The sequence below is a fragment of the Streptomyces sindenensis genome, from assembly GCF_014649035.1.
In the GTDB taxonomy this organism is placed as follows: Bacteria; Actinomycetota; Actinomycetes; order Streptomycetales; family Streptomycetaceae; genus Streptomyces; species Streptomyces sindenensis.
In genome coordinates this window covers 1-22,865 of the sequence record NZ_BMSG01000046.1, presented here as the reverse complement: position 1 = coordinate 22,865, position 22,865 = coordinate 1, and the positions used below count along the sequence as shown (strand labels likewise).

Below are 22,865 nucleotides of genomic sequence, written 5' to 3'. Positions count from 1 at the left end.
GAGAGCCTGCACGCGTTTTCTACGCACGTAGATCGGTGCATGGATGGAGAACGTAAGCCCCTGTGTCCGGCGGGGCAAGACCATCGCCGTGAACCGGCGGAGTCGATCATGTTTCGCACCCGACCGGTCCACAACGGACACGCTCTCGATCCTCGGCGGCGTTCCGGGGCCTCAGACCCCCGGCACACCCGCCACCCTCAGCGCGTGGACCAGGTCCCACTCCGCCTCCCCCGAGACCTCGCGGGCCGCCGCCAGGAGGAGCGGGAGCAACCGGGCCCCGGCTGCCCCGGCCAGCTCGGCGGCCTCCTGCGGAGTGTGTGCGCGGACGAAGGCGCCGAGCAGGTCCCGTGCCCGGTCCTGACGGCCCGCACCGTCCAGGGCGAGCGCCGCGTCGGCCACTTCGGCGGCGGGCCGGGCGACCCCCTGCCGCAGGAGCAGCCCGCAGTCCGCCTCCCGTCCGGCGGCGGCCAGCTCGCCCGCCGCTGCGGCGAACCCGGCGGGCGGGAGCGAGGACGCCTCCCAGAGCAGGGTCGTCCAGTCGGCGGCGAGCCCGGCGCGGTGCAGGGCGAGGGCGAGCAGCGGCAGCCGGGGCGCGGGCCAGGCCGCGACCTCGCAGAGCACGGCGTGCGCCTCGCCGCCGCGGCCCTCGGCGCGCAGCCGGAGCAGTCGGGCGACGGCCCCGGCGACGGCCTGCCCGGCGGCCGGATCCGGGACGACCGGGCCCGTGGGGCCGCCGGCCGCCCGGTCCCGCCCGCCGCGCCCCCGGCCTCCGTGGCCTTCGCGACTTCCTCGGCCCCCGTGGCCTTCCGTCTCCGCACCGCCGAATCGGGCGCCGCGCGGGGCGGGTGCGCCGGAGTGTTCGGGTTCGACCGGCCCGGGCAGCGGCGCAGGGCGTACTCGGCCGCCCCTTCCTCGTCCCCCTCCAGCCCGGCGAACCGGGCACCACGGGGCTTCTTGCGCCGGGGGGCGGCGGTGGGGGCGGGGTCCTCCGGGGCGTAGGTCTCGGCGGGGACGTCCAGGCGCGGAGCGTCCGCCCCCTCCGGTTCGCCCTCGATCGCCGACCCCCGGCCCCGCGGGTGCCCGGACTCCGCGTCCCCGGCCTCGGTGCGCGGCTGCGGAACCCGGCCCGCTCCAGCACCCCCGGCGGGCCCGGAGGCCACAGCCCCGTCCGTCCCCGCGCGCGGCCTTTCGTCGCCCTCCGCCCGGAACCAGCCGTCGGGGGCCGTCACCGCCGCCAGCCGCTTGCGGAGCTCCGCGCAGCGGGCGGTGGCCCGTTCGTGGTCGTCGCGGGCCCAGGCCAGCGCGTCCGGTTCGGCCGGGTCCGGCGCGCCGGGCCCCGCGCCGCGCAGGCGCTCCGCCGCCCGGTGCTGCTCGCGGACCATCAACTCCAGCCGGTGGACCAGCTCCTGGCGCCCGCCGGGCCGCCGGTCGTACGCGGCGGCGGACGCGGAGTACAGCGCGGCGGCCCGGACCGAGACCTGCTCGGCGAACCGGGTGCCGTGCAGGGCCGCGAGGTCCGCGAGCAGGGACTCCACCACGTCCCAGGGCGGAATCTCCACCCCTTCGAGGCAGGACCGCATACCCGCCGGGTCGCGCCGGGCGAAGACCCCGTACCAACCCCGCCCGGGGTCCAGGCGCGCCACCAGATCCCGCAGGTACTGCGCGAACGCCCCTACTTCGTAAGCCTGTTGATGCACCGTCATCGTCGCCCTCGCCGACCGCCGACCGTGGACTGGAGCCTTACGGTCCGGAGGCATTCGACCGCAGTCGTGTTACGGGGCGGCTACGCGCAGCTTTCGGGCACGCTGCGGCGGGAGCGCGGCCGTCGGGCCGCGCGCCCCCGGGCCCAGCAGGCCCAGAAAGCGCAGTAGGCGCAGAGGACCCAGAAGACCAGAAGGCTCAGAACGTGATGGCGATCCCGGTGTGCGGCCGCTTGCCGAGGCGGGCGATGGTGGCGGGCCAGTCGACGAGCCAGAACTTCCACGTGTACTTGCGGGCCAGGAGTTTGCGCGCCGCGCGCGTGCCGTCCTCGTCGAGGAGCCTGGCCTCGCCCTCGGCGCTGGGGGCTCCTTCGGCGATCCGGCCGCGTACATCGCAGACGGTGACGACGACCTTGCCGTTGCCGCGGAGCCGCTTCACCTTCCACGAGTCGGAGCGGGTCCAGACGTACAGAACGTCCCCCTCGGCGGCGGCCCAGACGGGCGTGGCGACGGGTGTGCCGTTCTTCCGGAACGTGGTCAGGCTGACGTACTCGCTGCGCGCGAAGTCCTGGAGAGTCACGGGCGCGACCCTACGCCCTGCCCGTCCCGGCCGCCGAGCCGCTACGCGATCAGCGGCACCGCGGCAGGCACCGGAGCCGGCGCCCCGGTCGCCGCCGGCTCCGCCGCGCAGCGGCCGAGGATCTCGTCCAGCGAGAGACCCAGCGCACCGGCGAGGGCGGCCACGGTGAAGAAGGCGGGGGTGGGGGCGCGGCCGGTCTCGATCTTCCGGAGGGTCTCCGCGGAGATCCCGGCACTCGCGGCGACGGCGGCCATGCTGCGCTCCCCGCGCGCCGCGCGGAGCAGCGCGCCGAGCCGTTCGCCGCGCAGGCGCTCTTCGGGGGTCAGAGGGGTACGGACCATGCGGCCATCCTACACGGGATGCCATTTCTATACCGTCATTACTATACCGCTTCGACCGGTATAGTAATGGGCATGGTGCACATCAAGACAGACACACAGCTCGACGCGATGCGCGAGGCCGGCCGGGTCGTCGCGCGGATCCTGACCCGGGCGCGGGAGGTGGCAGCGGTCGGCGTGACCCCCCGCGAGCTGGACGAAGCGGCCCGCGAGGTGCTGAGCGAGGCCGGGGCCGGCTCCCCCTTCCTGAACTACAAGCCGCACTTCGCGCCGACTCCGTTCCCGGCCGTCATCTGCGTCTCCGTCAACGACGCGGTCGTACACGGCGTCCCCTCCGCCGAGCCGCTGCGGGACGGGGACCTGGTCAGCGTGGACGCGGGTGCCCTCCTCGGCGGCTGGGCCGGCGACTCGGCGGTCAGTTTCACCGTGGGCGAGGCCCGCCCGGAGGACACCCGGCTCATCGCCACCGCGAACGAGGCCCTGGCGGCCGGGATCGCCGCGGCCGTGGTCGGCAACCGGATCGGCGACATCGCCCACGCGATCGGCACGGTCTGCCGCGACGCGGGCTACGGCATCCTGGAGGGCTACGGCGGCCACGGCATCGGCCGGTCCATGCACGAGGCCCCCTCCGTGCCGAACGAGGGACGGGCGGGGCGCGGCATGGCGCTGCGGCACGGGATGGTCCTGGCCATCGAACCGATGCTGCTCGCCGGGGGCCTCGACGCGTTCCGCCACGACCCCGACGGCTGGACACTGCGGACGACGGACGGCAGCCGGGCCTCGCACGCCGAGCACACGGTGGCGATCACGAACGACGGCCCGCGCGTCCTGACCGCACTCTGAGCACCTCTCCGGGCGGGCGACCCCGGCCCCGGCCTACGAGCGCCCGACGAACTCCCCGGCCAGGGCCGCTCCCCGGCTCCGCGCCCGCGCGCGGCTCTCGATCGGGGAGATACGGGAGTCCTTGAACGCGATGTAGGTGACGCCGGACTCGGCGCCCCCGGTCGACGGGTCGGGGTCGATGCCCAGCGCCTTCGCCATGGCGTACGACGCCTCCCCGATGATGCCCGTGGGGCCGGTGTCGCCGATCACGCCGTACCGCACCCGGTCCCGGTACACGACCGCCACCACGCTGCCGCCGGTCAGCCCCGACTGCCGGTAGTCCCACACCTTGCTCGGGCCCGGTACGACCACATGGGGCAGCGCGGCGGAGTCGAGGGGCTTGCCGCGGGAGCTCTGGAACGCGGTCTCCGGCAGGAAGTACGGATCGGTCTTCCGGTTGCAGGCCCTGGTCTTCCGGCCGTCACAGTCGATGTCCATGTCCGCCTTCCAGAACACGGCGTCCCGCGTGCCGCAGACCGGGACCGTGGCCTTGGCGCTGCCGCTGTCGGTGCGGTACCTGCCCTTCGAGATCCGCGAACAGGCGCGGACCTCGGCGAGCAGTTCGGCGGCGGTCACCTCGTCCGGCCCCGTGTCCGCGTCCGCGTCCGCGTCCCGGCCGAAGGCGGACGCGGGGTCGGACGCGGACGCGGGGTCGGACGCGGACGCGGGCAGCGCCGCCGCTCCGAGGAGCGCGACGCCGCAGGCGGCGGATGTCAGGGCGAGCAGGCGGGTACGCATGGTGCGGAAGGGCCCTTCCTGTAGGCGAGGGCCCGTGCGGGCCCCGGTGTCGGCGTCCGGCGGCGCGCCCCCTCCCGCCTCAGTGCCCGCGGCCCGGATGCACCACCATGGCCGAGCCCCCGCCACGGCGCACCTTTTCCGCCGCCGCCAGCCAGCGGCCGTCGGGCAGCCGCTGCACCCCGGTGGCGGCGCCGATCTCCGGGTTCTGCCTGAAGGCGTGACCGAGCTTCTCCAGCTCCGCGCGGACCGGGCTGTTCCACAGGCCCGGCTCGATGTCGGTCGTCGGCGCGTTGCGCTGGCTGGCGCGCGGCGCGGCGATCGCGTCGACCAGGGGGAGCCCCCGGTCCAGGTGTCCGGTGAGCGACTGGAGGACGGTCGTGATGATGGTGGCCCCGCCCGGCGAGCCGAGGGCGAGGACCGGCTTGCCGTGCTTCAGCACGATGGTCGGGGAGATCGACGAGCGCGGCCGCTTGCCCGGCCCCGGCAGGTTCGGGTCGTGGACCGCCGGGTTGGCAGGCGCGAAGGAGAAGTCGGTCAGCTCGTTGTTGAGCAGGAAGCCCCGCCCGGGCACCGTGATGGCGCTGCCGCCGGTGGACTCGATCGTCAGCGTGTAGGCGACGACGTTGCCCCACTTGTCGGCCGTCGTCAGGTGGGTGGTGTTCTCGCCCTCGTACGTCGTCGGCGCGGCCGTGCCGCCACTGCCGCACCGCTCCGGGTTTCGCGGGTCTCCCGGCGCCAGCGGGCTGGTCAGCGCCTTGTCGTCACGGATCAGGCACGCCCGGGAGTCCGCGAAGCGCTGACTCAGCAACTCCTGTGTCGGTACGTCCTCGAAGTCGGGGTCGCCGAGCCAGCGGCCCCGGTCGGCGAACGCGATCCGGCTCGCCTCGATGAGCCGGTGGAGGTACTGGGTCCGGTCGGCCCGGGAGAGGTCGGTGGACTCCAGGATGTTGAGGGCCTCGCCGACGCCGGTGCCGCCGGACGAGGAAGGGGCCATGCCGTAGACGTGCAGGCCCCGGTAGTTCACCCGGGTCGGGTCCTTGCGCAGGGTCCGGTACGAGGCCAGGTCCTCGCGGGTCAGATCGCCGGGGCGGACGACCCGGGTGGCGTCCGGGTCGACGGGCGGCTTGCGCACCGTACGGACGATGTCGTCGGCCAACGCGCCCCGGTACAGCGCGCCGACGCCCTCGCGGCCGAGCTTCTCGTACGTACGCGCCAGGTCGGGGTTCTTGAACACCGAGCCGACGACGGGGAGTTCACCGCCCGGCAGGAAGAGCTTCGCGGAGGCCGGGAAGTCGGCGAACCGGGCCTGGTTGGCGGCCGTCTGCGAGCGGAAGGTGCCGTCCACGACGAAGCCGTCCCGGGCCAGGCGTTCGGCCGGTTTTAGCAGCGTACGCAGGGACTTGGAGCCCCACGCGTCCAGCGCCCGCTCCCAGGTGGCCGGGGTGCCGGGTGTGCCGACGCCCAGGCCGCTCGTCACCCCCTCCTCGAACGGGATCGGCTTGCCGTCCTCCAGGAACAGGGAGGCGTCGGCACTGCGCGGGGCGGTCTCGCGGCCGTCGATGGTCCGCACCTGGCGCGTCTTCGCGTCGTAGTGGACGAAGTAGCCACCGCCGCCGATGCCCGCCGAATAGGGCTCCGTGACGCCGAGCGCCGCGGCCGTGGCCACGGCCGCGTCCACCGCGTTGCCGCCCTTGCGCAGCACCTCGATCCCGGCGGCCGACGCGTCCGGGTCGACACTCGACACCGCTCCCCCGTGGCCCACCGCCACCGGGGACTTGGGCGGCACGGGGCGTGGCGTGGTGGTTGCCGCCGAGGTCGCCGGGGCGGCGGCTCCGATCGAGGCGACCACGGCGAGTACGGCCAGCAGGGACGTGTTCCGACCGACGGAACGGCGCATACGTACCTCCAGTCAACGGATCTCGCCCGCAGGGTAGCCCCGGGGATCCGGGATCGTCAGGACCGCCTCGAACGGTTACCCGAATGACCGATACCATGCGCGCCCATGACGGACGACGTGCGCAACATCGTGCTGGGCGTGATAGCCGCCGGGATCAGTGCCTCGCTGGGCTGGCTCGCCCGAACCTATCTCTGGCGGCGGGGGCTCCGGCGCAAACAGGCCTTCTTCGGGCTGCCGTCGAACTCCGAATGCCTGCTGGTCGTCAACCGCTACGCGGGCGCCGAGGGAGCGGTGCACCGGCACGACGCCTTCGCCCTGCTCGAACTCTCCGCGCTCATCAAGGACTGCGGGGCCCACGCGCAGATCGTCACCCACGACACGGCCCAGCAGGGGTTCGGGGAGCGTACGGAGTACTGCGTCGGCGGCCCGACGTCCAACCAGCGGATGGCGGCGCATCTGCGGACCCTGCTGCCCGGGGTGCGGATCAACGTCGAGCAGGACCCGGGGCCGGACCGGGTGGCGTTCCAGGTCGGCTCGGAACGCTACCGGATGGAGCCGGGCACCTCGGAGTACGTCCTGCTCGCACGGCTGACAGGTGGTCAGGAGTCCCGCCCGGTCTTCCTGTTCTGCGGTCAGCGGGCCATCACCAATCAGGCCGCCACCCGTTATGTCGCCCGCAACCACGACAAGCTGCGCCGCAAGCACGGGAACAAGTCGTTCTGCCTGCTGCTGAAGGTCGTCAACTCCCAGGCGTACGGCCCCGATGTGGTCGAGCTGGTCGGCGATGTAACCCGCGAGGCCCAGTCCCCCGCCCCCAGTACGCCCGTCTCGCACCGGGCGCGCGGCTGACCGGGCCCGCCTCAGCGGCGCAGCCGGGCCCGGCCGGACGCCGGCATCGCGGTGATCTCCCCTATCCCGAGCGGCCTGGCCAGCAGCACCACGCCGAGGAGCAGAGCGAGCGTCCCGGCCCCGGCCGCCGCCACGTCGCCGGCCCTCTCCGCAATCCGCGCCATCATGATTCCGGCCATCACCGTGATGTCGGCGGGGGTGGTGCGCCCGTACCCGAAGACGGAGCCGATCACCCAGGGCGCGAGTACCAGCAGGGCGGTGGCGGCGGGCACCACGGCGGCGGCGCTGGTGCGCAGGGCGTACGCGACGTCGCGCCGCACCCCGGCGAGGTCGCCGTCGGCGGCGTACCTGCTCATCCGGGGCATCAGGGCGGTGACCAGCGAGACCGTGATGATGCCCTGCGGGACGACCCAGAGCTGATAGGCGTAGCTGTACGCGGTGTAGCCCGCCCCGCCCGCGACGCTCTGCTCGGCGGCGTGGAGCCCGCTGGCGGTGGAGAGCCGGGTGACGACCCAGTACGCGAGCTGGTTGGTGAGGACGAGCAGCACCAGCCAGCCGGCGGCGCGTATCGGCCAGGGTCAGTCCGCTGCCGCGCCGGTCGAACCGGGGCCGCCAGCGGAACTTCGCGGCGCGCAGCGCGGGTATGAGGGCGAGCGTCTGTACGGCTGTACCCGCGGTGGTGCCCCAGCCGAGGAGGCGGGCGTGCGTGTCGGTGAGGGTGCCGTCAGAGTTCGTGGCGATGGCGATGTAGAGGCCGAACACCCCGGTGATAAGGATGTTGTTGAGGACCGGGGCCCACATCATCGCGCCGAACCGGCCGCGTGCGTTGAGGACCTGTCCGAGCAGCGTGAAGAGCCCGTAGAAGAGGATCTGCGGCAGGCAGCAGCGGGCCAGCGCGATCGTCAGCTCCGCCTGGCGGCCGTCGTAGTCGGTGTAGAGGCCGACGACGACGGGGGCCGCCGCCACGGCGAGCGCGGTGAGGGCGAGGAGGCCGATCGTGCACAGGGTGAGCAGCCGGTCGGTGTACGCGGCTCCGCCGTCGGCGTGCTCCTTGGCCGCGCGGACCAGTTCGGGGACGAAGACCGCGTTCAGCCCGCCGCCATCACGGCCCCGCTGCGCAGCACCGAGGTGCTCCGGCCCGGGGGGCCGGTGGTGCTGGTGGTGGTCGCGCTCACTGGTGGTCCCCCGCGTTCCTCGTGCCGGCCGACGGGCGATCGTAACGCGGTGAAAGCGACCGGATTTTCCGGTGCGTGCGAGGAACCCGACATGGGGGAAATCACCTCTTTGCTGTTGAGCACCCAGCCCTGGAGGTCTTTCCGTGAGTTCCGCACGCCCGCGCATCCGTTGTTCCGCTTCGGCCGGCCAAAGGGCCCGGCTCGCCCTGACCGGGCCCGCGGCGCTGCTCGCCGCCGCGCTCACCGCGTGCTCGGGCGGCGGTTCGGGCTCCGCCGAGGTGGGCGGGGACGCCAAGGCCCCCGACACCAGGATCACGGTGAACCTCCGGGGCGAGGCGGCGGCGCCCGGCGAGCCGGTGAAGGTGGAACTGGCGCACGGGAAGCTGAAGTCCGTGTCGGTCAAGCCGGGCGAGGGCGACCCGCTGGCCGGAAGGATATCCGCCGACGGCCGGACCTGGACGTCCGAGCGGGTCGCCGCGCCGGGCACCGCGTACACGGTCGAGGCGACCGACGCGGACGGCGGCAGCGACCGGGCGACGTTCGCCACCGCCGAGGCCGAGAAGGTCAACAAGCTGTCTCTGGCGCCGGGCAAGAACACGACCGTGGGCATCGCCCAGCCGCTGTCCGTCGTCTTCGACCACCCGGTGAAGAACAAGGCCGCGGTGGAGAAGGCCCTGAAGGTGTCCACCTCCAACGACACCGAGGGCTCCTGGGGCTGGCTCCAGGACTACTCGGGCAAGGACCGTGTCGACTGGCGGCCGAAGGAGTACTGGAAGCCCGGCACGAAGGTCACCCTGGACGCGCGGCTGAACGGAGTCGACACGGGGGCGGACGGCGGCTGGTTCGTCCGCGACTACGCGACGACGTTCACGGTCGGCGCGGCCCAGGTGGTCAGGGTCGACCTCGACAGGCATCGGCTCTCCCTGCACCGGGACGGGAAGCAGGTCATGGACCTGCCGATGTCGGCGGGCACCCCGGGCGGCGAGAAGGCGTCCTGGCGGGGCACGGCGGTCCTGATGTCGAAGGAGGGCACGATCAACATGCGTTCCGAGACGGTGGGCCTGGGCGACGCCTACGACAAGATGGTCGACTACTCGATGCGGCTGACCTGGTCGGGGATGTACGCCCACGCGGCACCGTGGAACGCTGGCTTCTTCGGCCGGGCCAACCGGAGTTCGGGCTGCCTCGGGATGGGCGACGGCGACGCCGCCGCGCTGTACGGGCAGGTGCGGGTGGGTGACCCGTTCGAGATGACCGGCGCGGAGGCCAAGGGCACGGTCGCCGAGGGCAACGGCTACGGCGCGTGGAATCTCTCCTGGACGGACTGGCAGGTCAAAAGCGCCCTGAAGTGACCCGGTGGCACCCGTTCGCACCCTCGAACGAGCCGCGCAATGCGGTCACCGGGCACGAAGCCGGGCCGGCCGTTCCCCGTAGTCCTGGAGCCCTTCTCCACGGCCTACGACGTCCCGGCCGGTCACCGGCTCGTCCTGGTGATCGACACCGTCGATCCGCTGTACATCGGGCACGACCCGACCGGCGCGCAGCTGACCTTCTCCTCGCCCGGAACGGACCCGGGTCATCTCCCGGTCCCGCCGCGCGAGAAGTGATCACCGACTGCTGCCGGCGGGCACTGCCCGGCTACTGCCCTCCCGGCAGCAGCGTCCCCGGTTCGGCCGGGGCGACCCCGACCGCTCTGGTTTTCAGGTTGCGCCGCTGCCTCTTGGCCACCCAGGTGGCGAACCACGAGAGCAGCATGCACATCCCGATGTAGATCGGCGAGATCACCATCACGACGGGGATGAAGGGAAGATCATAGTCGAGATTCGACGCGATCAGCTTTCCGGCGTGGAGGAATTCCTCGTAGGTGATCAGATAGCCGAGCGAGGTGTCCTTCAGCGCGACCACCAGCTGGCTGATGATGGTCGGCAGCATCGCGCGTACCGCCTGCGGCGCGAGGACGTACGTGGTGACCTGGGTCTTGCGCATGCCGAGCGCGTACGCCGCCTCGCGCTGGCCCCGGTCCACGGCGTTGATCCCGGTGCGGAACACCTCCGCGAGGACGGAGCCGTTGTAGAGGGTCAGCCCGGTGACGAGGGCGGGCAGCGGCTGGACCTTCAGCGCCACGAAGATGAAGAAGATCATCACGAGCACGGGCATGGCCCGGAAGAACTCGACCAGCAGGGTGGAGATCCAGCGCAGCACCCGGTGCTCGGAGAGCCGGCCGACGGCGAGGACCGCGCCGAGCGCGAGCGAGAGGACCGCCGCGTACGCGAACGCCTTGAGGGTGTTGCCAAGCCCGCGCAGCAGCAGTTCCTGAATGCCCTTGTACTCGAAGGGCGCCCACTTCTGCGCGGTGAACTGGTCGGTGTCGAACAGCAGGTAGACGATCCAGCCGAACAGCGCCAGGATCACCACCGTGGAGGCGATCCCGTACATCAGGTGCCGCCTGCGGGTCTCCGGCCCGGGGATGTCGTAGAGCGCGGTGGCCTCGGGCGCCGAGGCCCGGGACGCCTTACGGGTGAGGGTCTTGGTCATCGTGCGACTCCCCAGCGCTTCTCCATCACGTTGAACACCGCGCTGATGGTCAGGGTGATGATCAGGTAGCCGACGGCGATCCAGACGAAGGACCAGATGATGCTGTAGCCGAGTTCGTTGAGCGTCTTGTAGGTGCCGAGGAGTTCGGTGACGCTGAACGCCCCGGCGATGGCGGAGTTCTTCGCCAGCGCGATCAGGGTCGAGCCGACCGGCGGGATCACCGACCGGAACGCCTGCGGCAGGACCACGCTGCTCAGGGTCTGGCCGAAGTTCATGCCGAGGCTGCGGGCTGCCTCGCCCTGGCCCTTGGGCACGGTGTTGATGCCGGAGCGCAGCACCTCGCAGATGAACGCCGAGGTGTAGCAGCCGAGCGCGATGACGGCGAAGAGCTGGAACGGCAGGACGAGCCCGAAGCGGGGCAGGCCGAGCAGGACCGCGAAGAACAGCAGCGTCAGCGGGGTGTTGCGGAGCACGGTGACCCAGACCGTGCCCAGCACCCGGAGGGAGCCGACGGGCGCGACCCGGCAGGACGCCATCAGGAAGCCGAGGACGAGCGCCAGCGCCGAGGCGTAGACGGTCAGTTCGACGGTGCCGAGGAAGCCCTTGCCGTAGAGGGAGAAGTTCTCTGTCAGTACGTCCATGGGTGAGGCGCGTCCCCTCAGGTCGCCGGGTAGCGGTCGATGGGCGGCGGGGTCGGCGCGGGCGCTCCGGAGAGGCCGAGCGTCGCTTCGTACGCCTTCTTCCAGTTGCCGTCTCGCTCGTTGGCCTCCAGGGCGTCGTTGAGGGCGTTGCGCAGGGCATTGTCGCCGCGCGGTACGCCGATGCCGTACGGCTCCTGCGAGAAGGGTTTGCCGACGACCTTCATCTCGTCGGGCGCCTTGGCGGCGAAGCCCAGCAGGATCGCGTCGTCGGTGGTGACGACGTCGACCTGGTAGGTGAGGAGGTTGTCGACGCAGATCGAGTACGTGTCGTACGCGACAAGGGTCGCCCGGGGGTAGTCGGCGGCGATCCGCTGGTAGGGCGTGGAGCCGGCCGCCGAGCAGACGGTCTTCCCCGCCAGGTCCTGGGGGCCGTTGATGTCGTCCTCGTCGGTGCGCACCAGCAGTCCCTGGCCGGCCATGTAGTAGGGGCCCGCGAAGCCGACGAGCTTCTTGCGCATGTCGTTGATGGTGTAGGTGCCGACGTAGTAGTCGATCTGGCCGTTCTGCAGGGCCGTCTCGCGGTTGGCGGAGGCGATCGTGCGGAAGCGGATCGTCTTCGGGTCGAAGCCGATCGAGGCGGCCATCATGCGGGCGATCTCGATGTCGAACCCGGAGTAGGTCCCGCTCGCCGGGTCCTTCTCCCCCAGGTAGGGCTGGTCCTCCTTGGCTCCGACGATGAGATAGCCGCGCCTCTTCGCCTTGGTCCAGGTGCGGGAGTCGGGCAGGTCGAAGGCGGTGTCGACCTGGTACACCGGCAGGGCCTCCGCCTTGGGGCCCTTGACCGGCGGGCTGCCGTCCTTGCCGCAGCCCGCGGCGAGTGCGGCGAGCAGGAGACCGGCCACGAGAGCGGCGGCCCTGCCCGTACGCGTGTTCCTCGTACGCAACACGGAATCCCCCTCAGTGCTTGAGGATCTTGGACAGGAAGTCCTTGGCGCGGTCGCTCGACGGGGACGTGAAGAAGTCCTCCGGGACGCGGTCCTCGACGACGCAGCCGTCGGCCATGAAGACCACGCGGTTGGCGGCGGAGCGGGCGAAGCCCATCTCGTGGGTGACCACGATCATCGTCATGCCCTCCCGGGCCAGCTGCTGCATGACCTCCAGGACCTCGTTGATCATCTCCGGGTCGAGCGCCGACGTCGGCTCGTCGAACAGGAGTGCCTTGGGGTCCATGGCCAGGGCGCGGGCGATGGCCACGCGCTGCTGCTGGCCGCCGGAGAGCTGGGCGGGGAACTTGTCGGCGTGGGCGGCCAGCCCGACCCGCTCCAGCAGTTCGCGGGAGCGCCGGTCGGCCTCCTCCTTCTTGCGCTTGCGGACCTTGAGCTGCGCCAGCGACACGTTGTCCAGCACGGTCTTGTGGGCGAAGAGGTTGAACGACTGGAAGACCATGCCGACTTCGGCGCGGAGCTGGGCCAGCCCCTTGCCCTCGGCGGGGAGGGGTCTGCCGTCGATCGTGATGCTGCCGGACTCGATCGCCTCCAGCCGGTTGATCGCCCGGCACAGGGTCGATTTCCCCGAGCCGGAGGGGCCGATGACCACCACCACCTCCCCGCGGCCGACGGTGAGATTGATGTCCCGAAGTACGTGCAACTCCCCGAAGTGTTTGTTGACGTCCCTCAGTTCGATCAAAGGATCGACGGCCATGCGCTGCCCTACCCACTTGTCGCTGTGTCGAGGTCAGCGCAAACTATCCATCGCGAAAAGGGACTTCGCACCCGACACGCGTAAATGGCGCAAAAGGCTTTTTAACTGGATTAGCCGAGGAGAGCGGCCCCCTCCGGCCCTGTTCAGTTCTCGGCGGACTCCGCGTACACCTGGGAGAGCTCCGGACTGCCGGCCACCGCCCAGTCGAGTCCGGCCGAGACGACGTCGATCTCCCGCCCCGACTCCAGCCGCACCACGGGCTGACCGCTCGGCCAGATGTCCCACGCGGCGCCCGGCACCGTCCGCACGATCACCGTGCCGAGATAGAGACCGGCGTCGTTGCCGAGCCAGGGCAGTTCCTCGGGGTCGTCGCGCCAGCGGGGCGGCAGCTGGTCGAGCGCGGTCAACGAGGCGGGGGTGTCGTCGAGTTCGAGTCCTTGCTGCCCCGCCCGGACGCGCAGCAGTTCGCATTCGGCGAGCAGCTCGGCCACACCGTCGGGGTCCGTCTCGACGGCGGCGGCGAGCGTGCCCGACTGCGTACCACCCTGACGCTTACGCCAGTTGTCCAAGAAAGGGATGTTCATACCACTAGGGTCCCATCCCGGCCAGGTTCCGCACCACAGGGCGCGCGGCGTTCACCGGTCCCCCACCCCGCCCCGACCGTGAATCCGAGCGCGTATCTAAGGTGCGTACATGAGTGCACAGACCTACGTCGCGGAACTGTTCTCGCTGGAAGGCCGGGTGGCGGTGGTCACCGGCGGCAGCTCCGGCATCGGCCGGGCGATCACCGGCGCCCTGGCCCGGGCCGGAGCGAGCGTCGTCGTGGTGGCCCGCCGGGAGGCCGAGCTGCGGTCGACCGTGGACGAGCTGACCGCCGAGGGCTGCCGGGCCGCCTGGGTCAGCGCGGACCTGAGCACCTCCGGAGGGGTGCGCGCGGGGGCGGAGGAGGCCGCGGCGGCCTTCGGGGAGCCGGACATCCTGGTGAACTGCGCCGGGATCAATCTGCGCCCGCCGATGACCGAGCTGGGTGAGGACGTCTGGGACACCACGATGGCGGTGAACCTGAAGGCGCCGTTCCTGCTGGGGCAGCGGTTCGGGCCGGGCATGGCCGAGCGGGGGTACGGGCGGATCATCCACGTCACGTCGCAGCAGGCGCACCGGGCCTTCGTGAGCAGCGGCGCCTACGGAGTGTCCAAGGGCGGCCTGGAGTCACTGACCCGCTCGCAGGCCGAGGCGTGGTCGCCGCACGGGGTCACCGTGAACAGCCTGGTGCCCGGGTTCGTGCTGACCCCGCTGAACGCGCACCTCCAGTCGGATCCGGAGAAGGTCGCGTCGCTGGCCGCCCGGACCCTGATCGGCCGCAACGGCCTCGCGGACGACTTCGCGGGGGCCGCCGTTTTCCTGGCGGGGCGCTCCTCGGCGTACGTCACCGGGCAGTCGCTGTTCGTGGACGGCGGATTCTCGGCACACTGAGCCCGCCGCCCAGGAACGCGGGGCCGTCGGGGCCTCAGGACTCCTGCCGGAGAGCCCCGGCCGCCTCACCCACCGCCCGCTCCACAGCCGCGGACACGGCCTCCTTGCCCAGGCCGAGGCCGGTGAGCACGCCGGAGCCGTCCTCGAACTCCAGCAGCGCCAGCAGGATGTGCTCGGTGCCGACGTAGTTGTGGCCGAGACGCAGGGCCTCGCGGAAGGTCAGCTCCAGGACCTTCTTGGCGTCGGCGTCGTACGGGATCAGCTCGGGCGCCTCGTCCACCGGGGCGGGCAGCGCGGCGGTCGCCGCCGCCCGCAGGGCGTCCGGCCGCACGCCCTGTCCGACGAGGACGCGGGCGGCGATGGCCTCGGGTTCGGCGAGCAGGCCGAGGATCAGGTGGGCGGGGACGATCTCGGCGTGCCGGGCGGCCTGGGCCTCGTTGTGGGAGGCGACCACCACGTTGCGGGCGCGCGGGGTGAAGCGGTTGAAGCCCTCGTTCGGGTCCAGCTCCGATGAGCCCTCGCCCTTCTTGGGCACGAAGCGCTTCTGGGCGGCCTGGCGGGTGACCCCCATGCTCCGGCCGATGTCGGTCCAGGAAGCGCCGGAGCGGCGGGCCTGGTCCACGAAGTGGCCGATGAGGTGGTCGGCCACGTCTCCGAGGTGGTCGGCGGCGAGGACCGCGCCGGAGAGCTGCTCCAGGGCGTCGTCGTTGGTCTTCTTGATGGCCTCGATCAGGTCGTCGAGGCGTACGGAAGGGGTGACGGGAAGAGGCTGCGTCATGTGACAACCGTAGGTTGACACCCCGAGGGTGTCAACCTTAGGTTGTCACGTGCTGCGCGGCCTCCCGCCTCCCTGTGAACAGGCCCTTGCGCTCACTACCGGCCCGTCTCCGCCCGTCTCCGCCCGCCCCCTGCCCGCTTCCGCTCAGAGGTCGAGGTCGACCACCACGGGAGCGTGGTCGGACGCGCCCTTGCCCTTGCGCTCCTCACGGTCGACGTAACTGTCCTTGACGGCGGCGGTGAACGGCGCGTTGCCGAAGGTCAGGTCAATCCGCATGCCCTTGTTCTTGGGGAACCGCAGCTCGCGGTAGTCCCAGAAGGTGTAGGCGCGGTCGTACTTCAGGGGGCGGGGGTGGACCTCGCTCAGGCCCTCCGCCTCCAGGGCCGCGAGGGCGGCGCGCTCGGCGGGCGTCACATGCGTGGCACCCTCGAACAGCGCCGGGTCCCAGACGTCCTCGTCGGTCGGGGCCACGTTGAAGTCGCCCAGGACCGCGAAGGGCAGCGACCCGGCGGCGTCCGCCGCCACGGCCTTCCGCAGGGCCTCCAGCCAGCGCAGCTTGTACGCGTAGTGCTCGTGCTCGACCTCGCGGCCGTTGGGCACGTACACCGACCAGAGGCGCAGCGGGCCGCAGGTCGCCGAGATCGCGCGGGGCTCCTGCACGCCGTCGTACTCCGGGCCGCCGGGCAGCCCGGTGACGACGTCGGCGAGGCCGACGCGGGAGAGCAGCGCGACCCCGTTCCACCGGCCCGTGGCGTTGACCGCGGATTCGTACCCCGCCTCGCGCAGGGCTTCGGCGGGGAACTGCTCCGCCGTGCACTTGGTCTCCTGGATGCACAGCACATCGGTGCCGCTGCTCTCCAGCCAGGCCAGAAGCCTCGGCAGCCGGGCGGTGATCGAATTGACGTTATAGGTGGCGATGCGCATGGCAGCCAACCTAGCCGCTCCCACTGACAGCGGCCGCCGGGCTCACAGCTCGGTGGTGCCGCCCGGGGCCAGCCGGCCGTGGTCCGCGCCGCCCAGGGCCCCGATCTGGTTGTCGTAGATCGGGCGGGCCAGATCGGTCAGCAGGGCGTCGTGGACGTCGATGGCGCGCCGCGGCTTCACCTCGCGTACGTAGTCGATGACCTCGGAGATCTTGCTCCAGGGGGCCATCACCGGCAGCAGCAGGGTGTCCACGGGGCGCTCGGGGACGGTGAGCGCGTCGCCGGGGTGGAAGACCGAACCGTCCACGAGGAAGCCGACGTTGGTGATCCTGGGGATGTCCGGGTGGATCACCGCGTGCAGCTCGCCGTGCACGGTGACGTCGAATCCGGCGGCGGAGAAGGCGTCCCCGTCGCCCACGGTGTGCACCCGGCCCGGGAAGGCGGCCGAGAGCTGCTCGGCGACGCTGCGGAGCGTCCAGATCTCGGCGGCGGGATTGGCCTCCAGGCCCGCGCGCAGCCGCGCCTCGTTGAAGTGGTCGGGGTGCTCGTGCGTCACCAGCATGACGTCCGCGCCGAGCGCCGCGTCGTCCTCGGAGAAGCCTCCGGGATCGATGACCAGGGTCCGCCCCTCCTTCTCGATCCGGACGCAGGAGTGGGTCTTCTTGGTGAGGGTGAGTGCCCCCGGCGATGCGTTCATGGCCCCATCCTGCTACGTGGGCGGGGTGGTTTCCTCCTGGATCACCTCCTGCGCCACGGCGAAGGCGGCTCCGGCGGCCGGGATGCCGCAGTAGACGGCACTCTGGAGCAGAACTTCCTTGATCTCGGCGGGCGTCAGACCGTTGCGCAGGGCGGCCCGGGTGTGCGCGGCCAGGCCCTCCAGATGACCGGAGGCGACGAGCGCGGTGAGCGTGATGACGCTGCGGGTGCGGCGGTCGAGGCCGTCGCGGCTCCAGACCTCGCCCCAGGCGTAGCGGGTGACCAGCTCCTGGAAGTCCTCGGTGAAGGCGTCGGCCAGGTCGTTCACCGCGTCGACATGTGCGTCGCCCAGCACCTCTCGGCGGACCTTCATGCCCTGCTCGTACCGGTGGTCCGGGGTCGGCGCGACGGCGTCGGGCGCTGCGGCGGCCGGGGTGATCTCGGCCACCGGGACGAACGGCGCGGCGGGCGCGGCGGGCGCGGTGACGTGGGGCAGCACGGGGATCGCGGCCGAGGTGTCCTGCTGCCAGGCGGTGGAGAAGTGCATCAGCAGCAGGTCGCTGACGGCGGCGGGCTGCTCCACGGGCGCGAGGTGGGAGGCACCGGGGACGAGGGCGAGGCGGGCGTCCGGTATCCCGGCGACCAGGGTCCGGGCCTCGGCGGGCCCGGTGACCTGGTCCTCAGCCCCGACGAGCACGAGGGTGGGGACGCCGATCCGGTCCAGGGCACCGCGGATGTCGAACGCCGCGAGCGCCTCGCAGGCGGCGATGTAGCAGCCGGGATCGGTGGTGCGGACCATCTGGACGGCCCACTCCACGATGGCGGGCTGCGCGGCGGCGAAGCCGGGGGTGAACCAGCGCTCAGGCGCGGTGCGGGCCATCGGCTCCAGGCCGTTGGTGCGGACGATCACCCCGCGCCGGCGGAACTCGTCGGCCGTGCCGAACCGGGGCGAGGAGGCGACGAGCGCCAGCGAGGCGACCCGGTGCGGGTGGCGCAGGGCCAGGTCCGCGCCGATCGCCCCGCCGATCGAACAGCCCGCGTAGCCGAAGCGCTGGACGCCGAGTCCGTCCAGGGTCGCGAGCAGCCGGTCGCCCAGTTCGGAGACGGAGTCGGCGGCGTGGGCGGGCGCGCCACCGTGGCCGGGCAGGTCGTAGCGGAAGACCCGCCAGTGCTGGGACAGCTCGGGGATCTGGCGGTCCCACATGTGCCATGTAGTACCGAGGCTAGGACCGAGCACCAGCCAAGGTGCATCCTCAGGGCCATCCACCTGGTACTTCATCGTTTCGATCTTGGTCTCACTCACGTCTCACACACTCCCACATCTCACAATTCCTCACGCACCCCGCCCTCCGCCGTGACGAGGCCACCCAAAGCCTGAGCGACCCCCCGCAGGTCTTCAACATCCGGCTTCACGTACCAGCCCCTGGTGGCCTTGATGTTGGTGTGTCCGGCCCACCCAGCAGGAATATGATCAAGCACCGCATTGTTGGCGAGCTAGGTAAAACACGAGGCGCGGGCGTAATGGAAACGCACTCGACGCGGCATTGCAATCGCCATGAGCAGATAGGTCCGTGTACGGAGTTGCCCGGCGGTGAGGATCGCCTCGGTTTCGTTCACGGCCATATGGCTGGAGTCGACGCAGTCAGCCCCCAGCGCGGGCCTCTCAGCCGCCCGAATCGCCTTGAACCACCGGAGAGCGGTGGCCACCATGGCGGGGTCACGGGAGTGCTCTGTCGCTCGCCATTGACCTGGTGACCTTCTCCGCCACGGTCAGATTCCCTCATGGTGCGGGCGCTGGCGATCAGAAGGTTTCGCTCTCCAGGTCGATAAGCTCCCAGCGCATTCCACGGACTTCTGCCGGAATCAGGCCCATGAGCGAGAGCAGCAGCGGAGCAGAGAGCCGATCCACCCGCATTACCTCAACGGACTTCTGAACTTCCGTAACATCCCACGGCGGAACTACTTCCCTGGTCTTCCGCTCCGCCTTGCGCGCCTTACGTAGGATGTGCCAATTCTCTGCCACGTTCGTAGTGACAAGCCCTTTGGTGACGGCTCGGTACAAAACGTCTTCAGCCGAGCAAGCGTCATGCCCACGGATGTCACACTGAGCGGAGTTCCGGCACGCATACCCCGAATGCGTCCGCTCTCGAAAGACCACAGCATCCACACTTCTACCGCGTCGTCCGCTGGGCCGAGCCGGACCGCGTCCGGGATCGCGGTCCAGAACGTGGCGCCCGGCTCCAGCGCGGCCACGAAGGAACGGGGTCGGCCCGGAATGACCTGTGATGCGGTCTTCGCCCGGCCGTAGACGTAGCAGAACAGGCGCTCCGCCGAGCACAGTGCGTCCGTGCGTAGCCCTGGCGACACGTCGACCGCCAGGACCAGATGCCGGGCGTCGAAACGCGGTACCGGCCGGCCGGTACCGTCCACAGCCGGTCGAGGTCGAGCCGACCGTGGTTCAACCGCCGTAACCGGCTCCGTGCCCACGCCGGCGCTCGGGCAGGAGTGCCAACTCCACCGGGGGCTTCACAGCACAGGCGTTCAGTGAGGTCCCGACGCTGCTGGTCCGGACACGCAAGTACGGAATCTCAGGCTCTGCCCCGGCCTGCTCCGGGCGACTCTCCGCGTCGTCCAGATCCGGCCAGGCGACGATGCCGGGCGTGCTGTCGGCCAGAAACCTCTCGACGACCGGAGCCAGCTGGCCGGAAACCACGTAGGGGCCGTTGAACGGCGACTCATCCGCAGGCACGGAGCCGGTCGAGCACCGGAGCCGCCCTGCCTGCTCGTCGTGCCACACATAGAACGCCCCTGTTCCGGAGAAACCCAGCTCGCGAATGCGTTCTCGGATGCCGGCAGCGGTCTGCTCGAAGGCAGCGACTACCTCGGCGTCGGACAGCGGGCCGCCCCACCGGCCAGAGGGCGGGCACCGGGGGCGCCGGGGGGGTACAACAACCGGCAACCGGCCGTGCCGGGTGATCGTGCACATCTCCGAGACGTTCCACCGCGTACGCGGGACCGGGCGCATGGAGAGCCGGATCCCGCCACGCGGTACGTCCGGGAGCCGCGCTCAGACGCCGCGAAATGCCCCCGAGGGGGTGAACATGACAGGGAGGCCGCTGATCCCGCTCAGGAAGTTGGAGTGGATCCTGACGACCTCGCCGGAGAGGTCGATCCGGGAGACCATCTCGACCAGGTTCGTCAACAGCGCGGCGATCTCGACCCTGGCCAGGTAGGCGCCGAGGCAGAAGTGCGGTCCGTAACCGAATGTCACGTGCTTGTTCGGCGTCCGGGCGAGGTCGAACCTGTACGGATCGCCGAAGGTCTCCTCGTCGAAGTTGGCCGAACTGTGCCAGAGCGTCACCGGGTCACCGGCCTTGATCAGTTCTCCGTGCAGGACGGTGTCGTAGCGGGCGACCCGGCCGAAGTGCATGGTGGGTGTGACCCAGCGGAGGATCTCCTCCGTGGCCGACTCGACGCTCACCGCTCCGGTACGCAGGGCCTCCCACTGGTCCGGGAACTCCGTGAACGCCTGCACTCCGCCGATCATGGAGAGTCGGCTGGTCTCGTCACCGCCGATGATCAGGCTGTAGCAGTTGAAGACGATCTCGTCCTCGGTGAGTTCCTTTCCGTCGATCGTCGCGGTGGCCAGCGCACTGATCACGTCGTCCTGCGGGTCCTCACGGCGCTCCTCGGCCAGCTCGGAGAAGTACATGAGGATCTGGTTGCGGGCCATGCGCTCGTCGTCCTCGGTCGCATCCGGGTCATCGGAACTGAGGGCCGACTTGTTGAGCTTGAGCAGCATGTCCCGGTCCTCTTCGGGAACACCCAGCAGATCGCAGATCGTGGTCATCGGGATGTGCACGGCGACGTCCGAGGCGAAGTCGCAGGAGCCACGCTCGACCACGGAGGCGACCCGGGCGCGGGTGTTGCGACGCACCCGGTCGGCCACCTGGTCGAGTTTCTTGGGTGAGAACGCCTTCAACAGCACCTTGCGTACCTCACGGTGCCGGGTGCCGTCGGTGACGGCGAGCATCTTGCCGGCGGCCGAGTCACCGCCGTTGAGGAGCGTGGTCAGCAGGTTGCCCTTGGCCGAGACGAAGCGATCGCCGTCGCGGTAGATGTTCATGACGTCGGCGTAGCGGGAGATCACCCAGAAGGGCGGCCCCTGGGGGGACTCCGAGTGCCGGAAGACCGGTCGTTCGGTGCGCAGCGTGCGCCAGTACCCCGCAAGGTCGTGGGAGTGGTACGTCGCCGGGTCGGCGAGGTTGACCGTGCCGAGGTCCTCGGCCAGGAAGCGGGTCGGAGTCTTCATGCGTCGGCTTCTCGTCTCGTCGTGCGTGGCGGTCGTGTTCGTGGGCGCGGTCATGAACGGTCGTGGCACATCAGGGGCGGACGGCGGCCCGGCCGGTCAATGCGTCCGGCCGGGCCGCCGTCAGCGGGCGAGAGCCGACGTCACTTGAAGTCGGCAAGGCGCTCGGCGAGCACCCGTCCGATCTCGGCGATCGGCCCGGGCCTGGTCATCTCCGCGTGAGCGGCGGTCACCTGGTACGTCTCGACCGGGCCGGTCACGAACGGGCGCCAGGCCTCGGCGGACTGCCGTACGAGGTGCCGGTCGGCGACCGGGTCGGGTGTGGCGACGAACGCGAGGACCGTGGTCCGGACCGGCGCGGGACGCCAGCTCACCTCGATCCGCCGGTTGTTCGCGGCCACCTCGGCGAACCGGGAGACGTGGCCGCGCTCGATGCCGGCCAGCGCGCTGCCCGCGCGTTCGAGGATCTCCCAGGTCAGCTCCGCGGTCAGCGGGCCTTCGCCGAGTTCGGCCGGGTCCGCCCCGACCATCGACAGCAGACCGGCGTAGACGTCCTGTTCGTCGATGGCGGCCTCGTCCCCGGCCGGCGCCTCGGTGACCGGGACCTTGTCCAGGGAGATCAGCACCGCGGCCTCTTCGCCCTCCTGCTCGAGCAGGAGGGCGATGGCCTGCGCGATGTTCGCGCCCATCGACCAGCCGAGGAGGTGGTAGGGGCCCTGGGGCTGGACCCTGCGCATATGGGCCAGGTAGTCCGCCGCCATGTCCTCCATGGTGTCCGGGAGTTCCTCCGCCGTGGCCAGGCCCCGCGACTGGAGGCCGTAGACCGGGCGGCCGGTGACGTACCGCAACAGGCCGGCGTAGACGCTGCTCAGGCCGCCGACAGGGTGCACGCAGAAGAGCGGGGCACCCTCGCCGCCGGTGCGCAGCGGCAGCAGAACGCCGAACTGTTCGTCGTCTCCGTCCGAGGCGCCGACGGAGAACCGCTCCGCGAGCTGGGCGACCGTCGGTGCGTCCCACAGCACGCGCAGCGGGATGTCGGCCGCGAAGGTGGTGCGGACGCGGTTGACCAACAGGGCCGACCGAATCGAGTTGCCACCGAGTTCGAAGAAGTTGTCGTCGATGCCCACCTTGGGCAGGTCGAGCACTTCGGCGAACAGGCCGCACAGGACCTCTTCGCGCGGTGTGCGCGGTCCGCGTCCCGCCGCGGTGCCGAACTCGGGAGCCGGCAAAGCCGCACGGTCGAGCTTGCCGTTGGGAGTCAACGGCAGCGCGTCCAGGACCACATACGCAGCAGGCACCATGTACTCGGGCAGACTCCCCCCGACATGGGCACGCAGCCCACCCACAAGGGGAACCGGCCCACCCGGCGCGGCCACGACATACGCGACGAGCTGCTGCGAACCGACCGAATCCTCACGCACGACCACAGCGGCCTGCCCGACCTCGGGAACCTCCCCCAACACCGTCTCGATCTCACCCAACTCGATCCGGTGACCACGGAGCTTGACCTGATGATCCGCCCGCCCCAGAAACTCCAGCTCCCCATCCACCCGCCACCGCGCGATGTCCCCCGTCCGGTACATCCGCCCACCAGCACCACCGAAAGGATCAGCCACAAACCGCTCAGAAGTCAGCGACGCACGACCCAGA

The 22,865-nt window shown here is 71.1% G+C and carries 21 protein-coding genes and 4 pseudogenes; 6 read left to right on the top strand and 19 right to left on the bottom strand.

Annotation, left to right across the window (positions count from 1 at the left end; genetic code table 11):
- Positions 1-171 precede the first annotated feature (171 nt).
- From IE145_RS33620 to IE145_RS31135, 3 genes and pseudogenes are all read right to left on the bottom strand, one after another.
- Positions 172-1,703 (bottom strand): annotated as a pseudogene (locus tag IE145_RS33620) (hypothetical protein).
- Positions 1,704-1,899: 196 nt separating this feature from the next.
- Complete coding sequence (locus tag IE145_RS31140; RefSeq protein WP_189528773.1) at positions 1,900-2,280, bottom strand: PPOX class F420-dependent oxidoreductase; 381 nt, start codon at positions 2,278-2,280, stop codon at positions 1,900-1,902.
- A gap of 41 nt (positions 2,281-2,321) precedes the next feature.
- Positions 2,322-2,621, bottom strand: coding sequence for a helix-turn-helix domain-containing protein (locus IE145_RS31135; RefSeq protein ID WP_069741546.1), 300 nt, complete (start codon positions 2,619-2,621; stop codon positions 2,322-2,324).
- A gap of 72 nt (positions 2,622-2,693) precedes the next feature.
- Here IE145_RS31135 and map point away from each other — a divergent pair, with 72 nt between their 5' ends.
- Positions 2,694-3,461, top strand: coding sequence for a type I methionyl aminopeptidase (map, locus tag IE145_RS31130; protein ID WP_189528772.1), 768 nt, complete (start codon positions 2,694-2,696; stop codon positions 3,459-3,461).
- Positions 3,462-3,494: 33 nt separating this feature from the next.
- Here the strand turns inward: map and IE145_RS31125 are convergent, their stop codons facing one another.
- Entirely contained in the window at positions 3,495-4,238 is a 744-nt protein-coding gene (locus IE145_RS31125) for a glycoside hydrolase family 75 protein (protein ID WP_189528771.1), read from the bottom strand.
- A 79-nt stretch (positions 4,239-4,317) separates the two neighbouring features.
- Entirely contained in the window at positions 4,318-6,135 is a 1,818-nt protein-coding gene (ggt, locus tag IE145_RS31120) for a gamma-glutamyltransferase (RefSeq protein WP_189528770.1), read from the bottom strand.
- A 105-nt stretch (positions 6,136-6,240) separates the two neighbouring features.
- On the opposite strand from ggt, the gene IE145_RS31115 reads away from it, so the two are divergent.
- Positions 6,241-6,984 (top strand): hypothetical protein, encoded by a 744-nt coding sequence (locus IE145_RS31115; protein ID WP_189528769.1) that lies wholly within the window; start codon positions 6,241-6,243, stop codon positions 6,982-6,984.
- 11 nt (positions 6,985-6,995) lie between these two features.
- Here the strand turns inward: IE145_RS31115 and IE145_RS31110 are convergent.
- A pseudogene (locus IE145_RS31110) lies at positions 6,996-8,085 on the bottom strand (lipid II flippase MurJ); the annotation flags it as partial.
- Between the two features lie 217 nt (positions 8,086-8,302).
- Between IE145_RS31110 and IE145_RS31105 the strand changes: the two are divergent.
- Positions 8,303-9,511 (top strand): L,D-transpeptidase, encoded by a 1,209-nt coding sequence (locus IE145_RS31105; RefSeq protein WP_189528768.1) that lies wholly within the window; start codon positions 8,303-8,305, stop codon positions 9,509-9,511.
- A 51-nt stretch (positions 9,512-9,562) separates the two neighbouring features.
- Positions 9,563-9,766: pseudogene (locus tag IE145_RS31100) on the top strand (CocE/NonD family hydrolase C-terminal non-catalytic domain-containing protein); the annotation flags it as partial.
- A 31-nt stretch (positions 9,767-9,797) separates the two neighbouring features.
- Here IE145_RS31100 and IE145_RS31095 read toward each other — a convergent pair.
- The 5 genes from IE145_RS31095 to IE145_RS31075 form a co-directional block, all read right to left on the bottom strand.
- On the bottom strand, positions 9,798-10,694 hold the full coding sequence (locus IE145_RS31095; RefSeq protein WP_189528767.1) for an amino acid ABC transporter permease: 897 nt from the start codon (positions 10,692-10,694) through the stop codon (positions 9,798-9,800).
- Positions 10,691-11,335: an amino acid ABC transporter permease gene (locus tag IE145_RS31090; protein ID WP_189528766.1), complete on the bottom strand. Its 645-nt coding sequence runs from the start codon at positions 11,333-11,335 to the stop codon at positions 10,691-10,693. The genes IE145_RS31095 and IE145_RS31090 overlap by 4 nt, the downstream gene beginning before the upstream one ends.
- A 17-nt stretch (positions 11,336-11,352) precedes the next feature.
- A complete protein-coding gene (locus IE145_RS31085) occupies positions 11,353-12,282 on the bottom strand; it encodes a glutamate ABC transporter substrate-binding protein (RefSeq protein ID WP_189528765.1) in 930 nt (309 codons plus the stop codon).
- A gap of 10 nt (positions 12,283-12,292) precedes the next feature.
- Positions 12,293-13,036 (bottom strand): amino acid ABC transporter ATP-binding protein, encoded by a 744-nt coding sequence (locus IE145_RS31080; protein WP_189528764.1) that lies wholly within the window; start codon positions 13,034-13,036, stop codon positions 12,293-12,295.
- A gap of 143 nt (positions 13,037-13,179) precedes the next feature.
- The gene (locus IE145_RS31075; protein ID WP_189528763.1) at positions 13,180-13,620 is read right to left on the bottom strand and encodes a DUF6278 family protein; all 441 of its coding nucleotides are present in this window, start codon (positions 13,618-13,620) and stop codon (positions 13,180-13,182) included.
- 109 nt (positions 13,621-13,729) lie between these two features.
- Between IE145_RS31075 and IE145_RS31070 the strand changes: the two genes are divergently transcribed.
- Positions 13,730-14,509, top strand: coding sequence for an SDR family NAD(P)-dependent oxidoreductase (locus IE145_RS31070; protein ID WP_189528762.1), 780 nt, complete (start codon positions 13,730-13,732; stop codon positions 14,507-14,509).
- A 34-nt stretch (positions 14,510-14,543) separates the two neighbouring features.
- Here the strand turns inward: IE145_RS31070 and IE145_RS31065 are convergent, their stop codons facing one another.
- From IE145_RS31065 to IE145_RS31025, 8 genes and pseudogenes are all read right to left on the bottom strand, one after another.
- The gene (locus IE145_RS31065) at positions 14,544-15,287 is read right to left on the bottom strand and encodes a Clp protease N-terminal domain-containing protein (RefSeq protein ID WP_189528761.1); all 744 of its coding nucleotides are present in this window, start codon (positions 15,285-15,287) and stop codon (positions 14,544-14,546) included.
- A gap of 144 nt (positions 15,288-15,431) precedes the next feature.
- Positions 15,432-16,211, bottom strand: a complete 780-nt coding sequence (locus IE145_RS31060; RefSeq protein ID WP_032767892.1) for an exodeoxyribonuclease III — start codon at positions 16,209-16,211, stop codon at positions 15,432-15,434.
- Between the two features lie 42 nt (positions 16,212-16,253).
- A complete protein-coding gene (locus IE145_RS31055) occupies positions 16,254-16,907 on the bottom strand; it encodes an MBL fold metallo-hydrolase (protein ID WP_109180672.1) in 654 nt (217 codons plus the stop codon).
- Between the two features lie 12 nt (positions 16,908-16,919).
- Entirely contained in the window at positions 16,920-18,185 is a 1,266-nt protein-coding gene (pcaDC, locus tag IE145_RS31050; protein ID WP_444545684.1) for a bifunctional 3-oxoadipate enol-lactonase/4-carboxymuconolactone decarboxylase PcaDC, read from the bottom strand.
- Between the two features lie 522 nt (positions 18,186-18,707).
- Positions 18,708-18,929, bottom strand: a complete 222-nt coding sequence (locus IE145_RS31045; protein ID WP_189528794.1) for a hypothetical protein — start codon at positions 18,927-18,929, stop codon at positions 18,708-18,710.
- Between the two features lie 143 nt (positions 18,930-19,072).
- Positions 19,073-19,436, bottom strand: a pseudogene (locus IE145_RS33880) (transposase); the annotation flags it as partial.
- Between the two features lie 537 nt (positions 19,437-19,973).
- Positions 19,974-21,218, bottom strand: a complete 1,245-nt coding sequence (locus IE145_RS31030) for a cytochrome P450 (RefSeq protein WP_189528759.1) — start codon at positions 21,216-21,218, stop codon at positions 19,974-19,976.
- Positions 21,219-21,358: 140 nt separating this feature from the next.
- Positions 21,359-22,636 carry an alpha/beta fold hydrolase gene (locus IE145_RS31025; protein WP_373296653.1) on the bottom strand — a complete coding sequence of 426 codons (1,278 nt, stop codon included), beginning with the start codon at positions 22,634-22,636 and terminating at the stop codon, positions 21,359-21,361.
- Between IE145_RS31025 and IE145_RS33615 the strand changes: the two genes are divergently transcribed.
- A partial coding sequence (locus IE145_RS33615; RefSeq protein ID WP_229825978.1) for a hypothetical protein occupies positions 22,541-22,865 on the top strand: 325 nt, incomplete at its 3' end. The two genes, IE145_RS31025 and IE145_RS33615, sit on opposite strands and share 96 nt — an antisense overlap.

Coding starts and splice junctions, on each gene's coding strand:
- IE145_RS31060 (WP_032767892.1), bottom strand. CDS start 16,211: ATGCGCATCGCCACCTATAACGTCAATTCGATCACCGCCCGGCTGCCG.
- ggt (WP_189528770.1), bottom strand. CDS start 6,135: ATGCGCCGTTCCGTCGGTCGGAACACGTCCCTGCTGGCCGTACTCGCC.
- IE145_RS31030 (WP_189528759.1), bottom strand. CDS start 21,218: ATGAAGACTCCGACCCGCTTCCTGGCCGAGGACCTCGGCACGGTCAAC.
- IE145_RS31115 (WP_189528769.1), top strand. CDS start 6,241: ATGACGGACGACGTGCGCAACATCGTGCTGGGCGTGATAGCCGCCGGG.
- IE145_RS31070 (WP_189528762.1), top strand. CDS start 13,730: ATGAGTGCACAGACCTACGTCGCGGAACTGTTCTCGCTGGAAGGCCGG.
- IE145_RS31065 (WP_189528761.1), bottom strand. CDS start 15,287: ATGACGCAGCCTCTTCCCGTCACCCCTTCCGTACGCCTCGACGACCTG.
- map (WP_189528772.1), top strand. CDS start 2,694: ATGGTGCACATCAAGACAGACACACAGCTCGACGCGATGCGCGAGGCC.
- IE145_RS31135 (WP_069741546.1), bottom strand. CDS start 2,621: ATGGTCCGTACCCCTCTGACCCCCGAAGAGCGCCTGCGCGGCGAACGG.
- IE145_RS31090 (WP_189528766.1), bottom strand. CDS start 11,335: ATGGACGTACTGACAGAGAACTTCTCCCTCTACGGCAAGGGCTTCCTC.
- pcaDC (WP_444545684.1), bottom strand. CDS start 18,185: ATGAAGTACCAGGTGGATGGCCCTGAGGATGCACCTTGGCTGGTGCTC.
- IE145_RS31080 (WP_189528764.1), bottom strand. CDS start 13,036: ATGGCCGTCGATCCTTTGATCGAACTGAGGGACGTCAACAAACACTTC.
- IE145_RS31075 (WP_189528763.1), bottom strand. CDS start 13,620: ATGAACATCCCTTTCTTGGACAACTGGCGTAAGCGTCAGGGTGGTACG.
- IE145_RS31055 (WP_109180672.1), bottom strand. CDS start 16,907: ATGAACGCATCGCCGGGGGCACTCACCCTCACCAAGAAGACCCACTCC.
- IE145_RS31125 (WP_189528771.1), bottom strand. CDS start 4,238: ATGCGTACCCGCCTGCTCGCCCTGACATCCGCCGCCTGCGGCGTCGCG.
- IE145_RS31095 (WP_189528767.1), bottom strand. CDS start 10,694: ATGACCAAGACCCTCACCCGTAAGGCGTCCCGGGCCTCGGCGCCCGAG.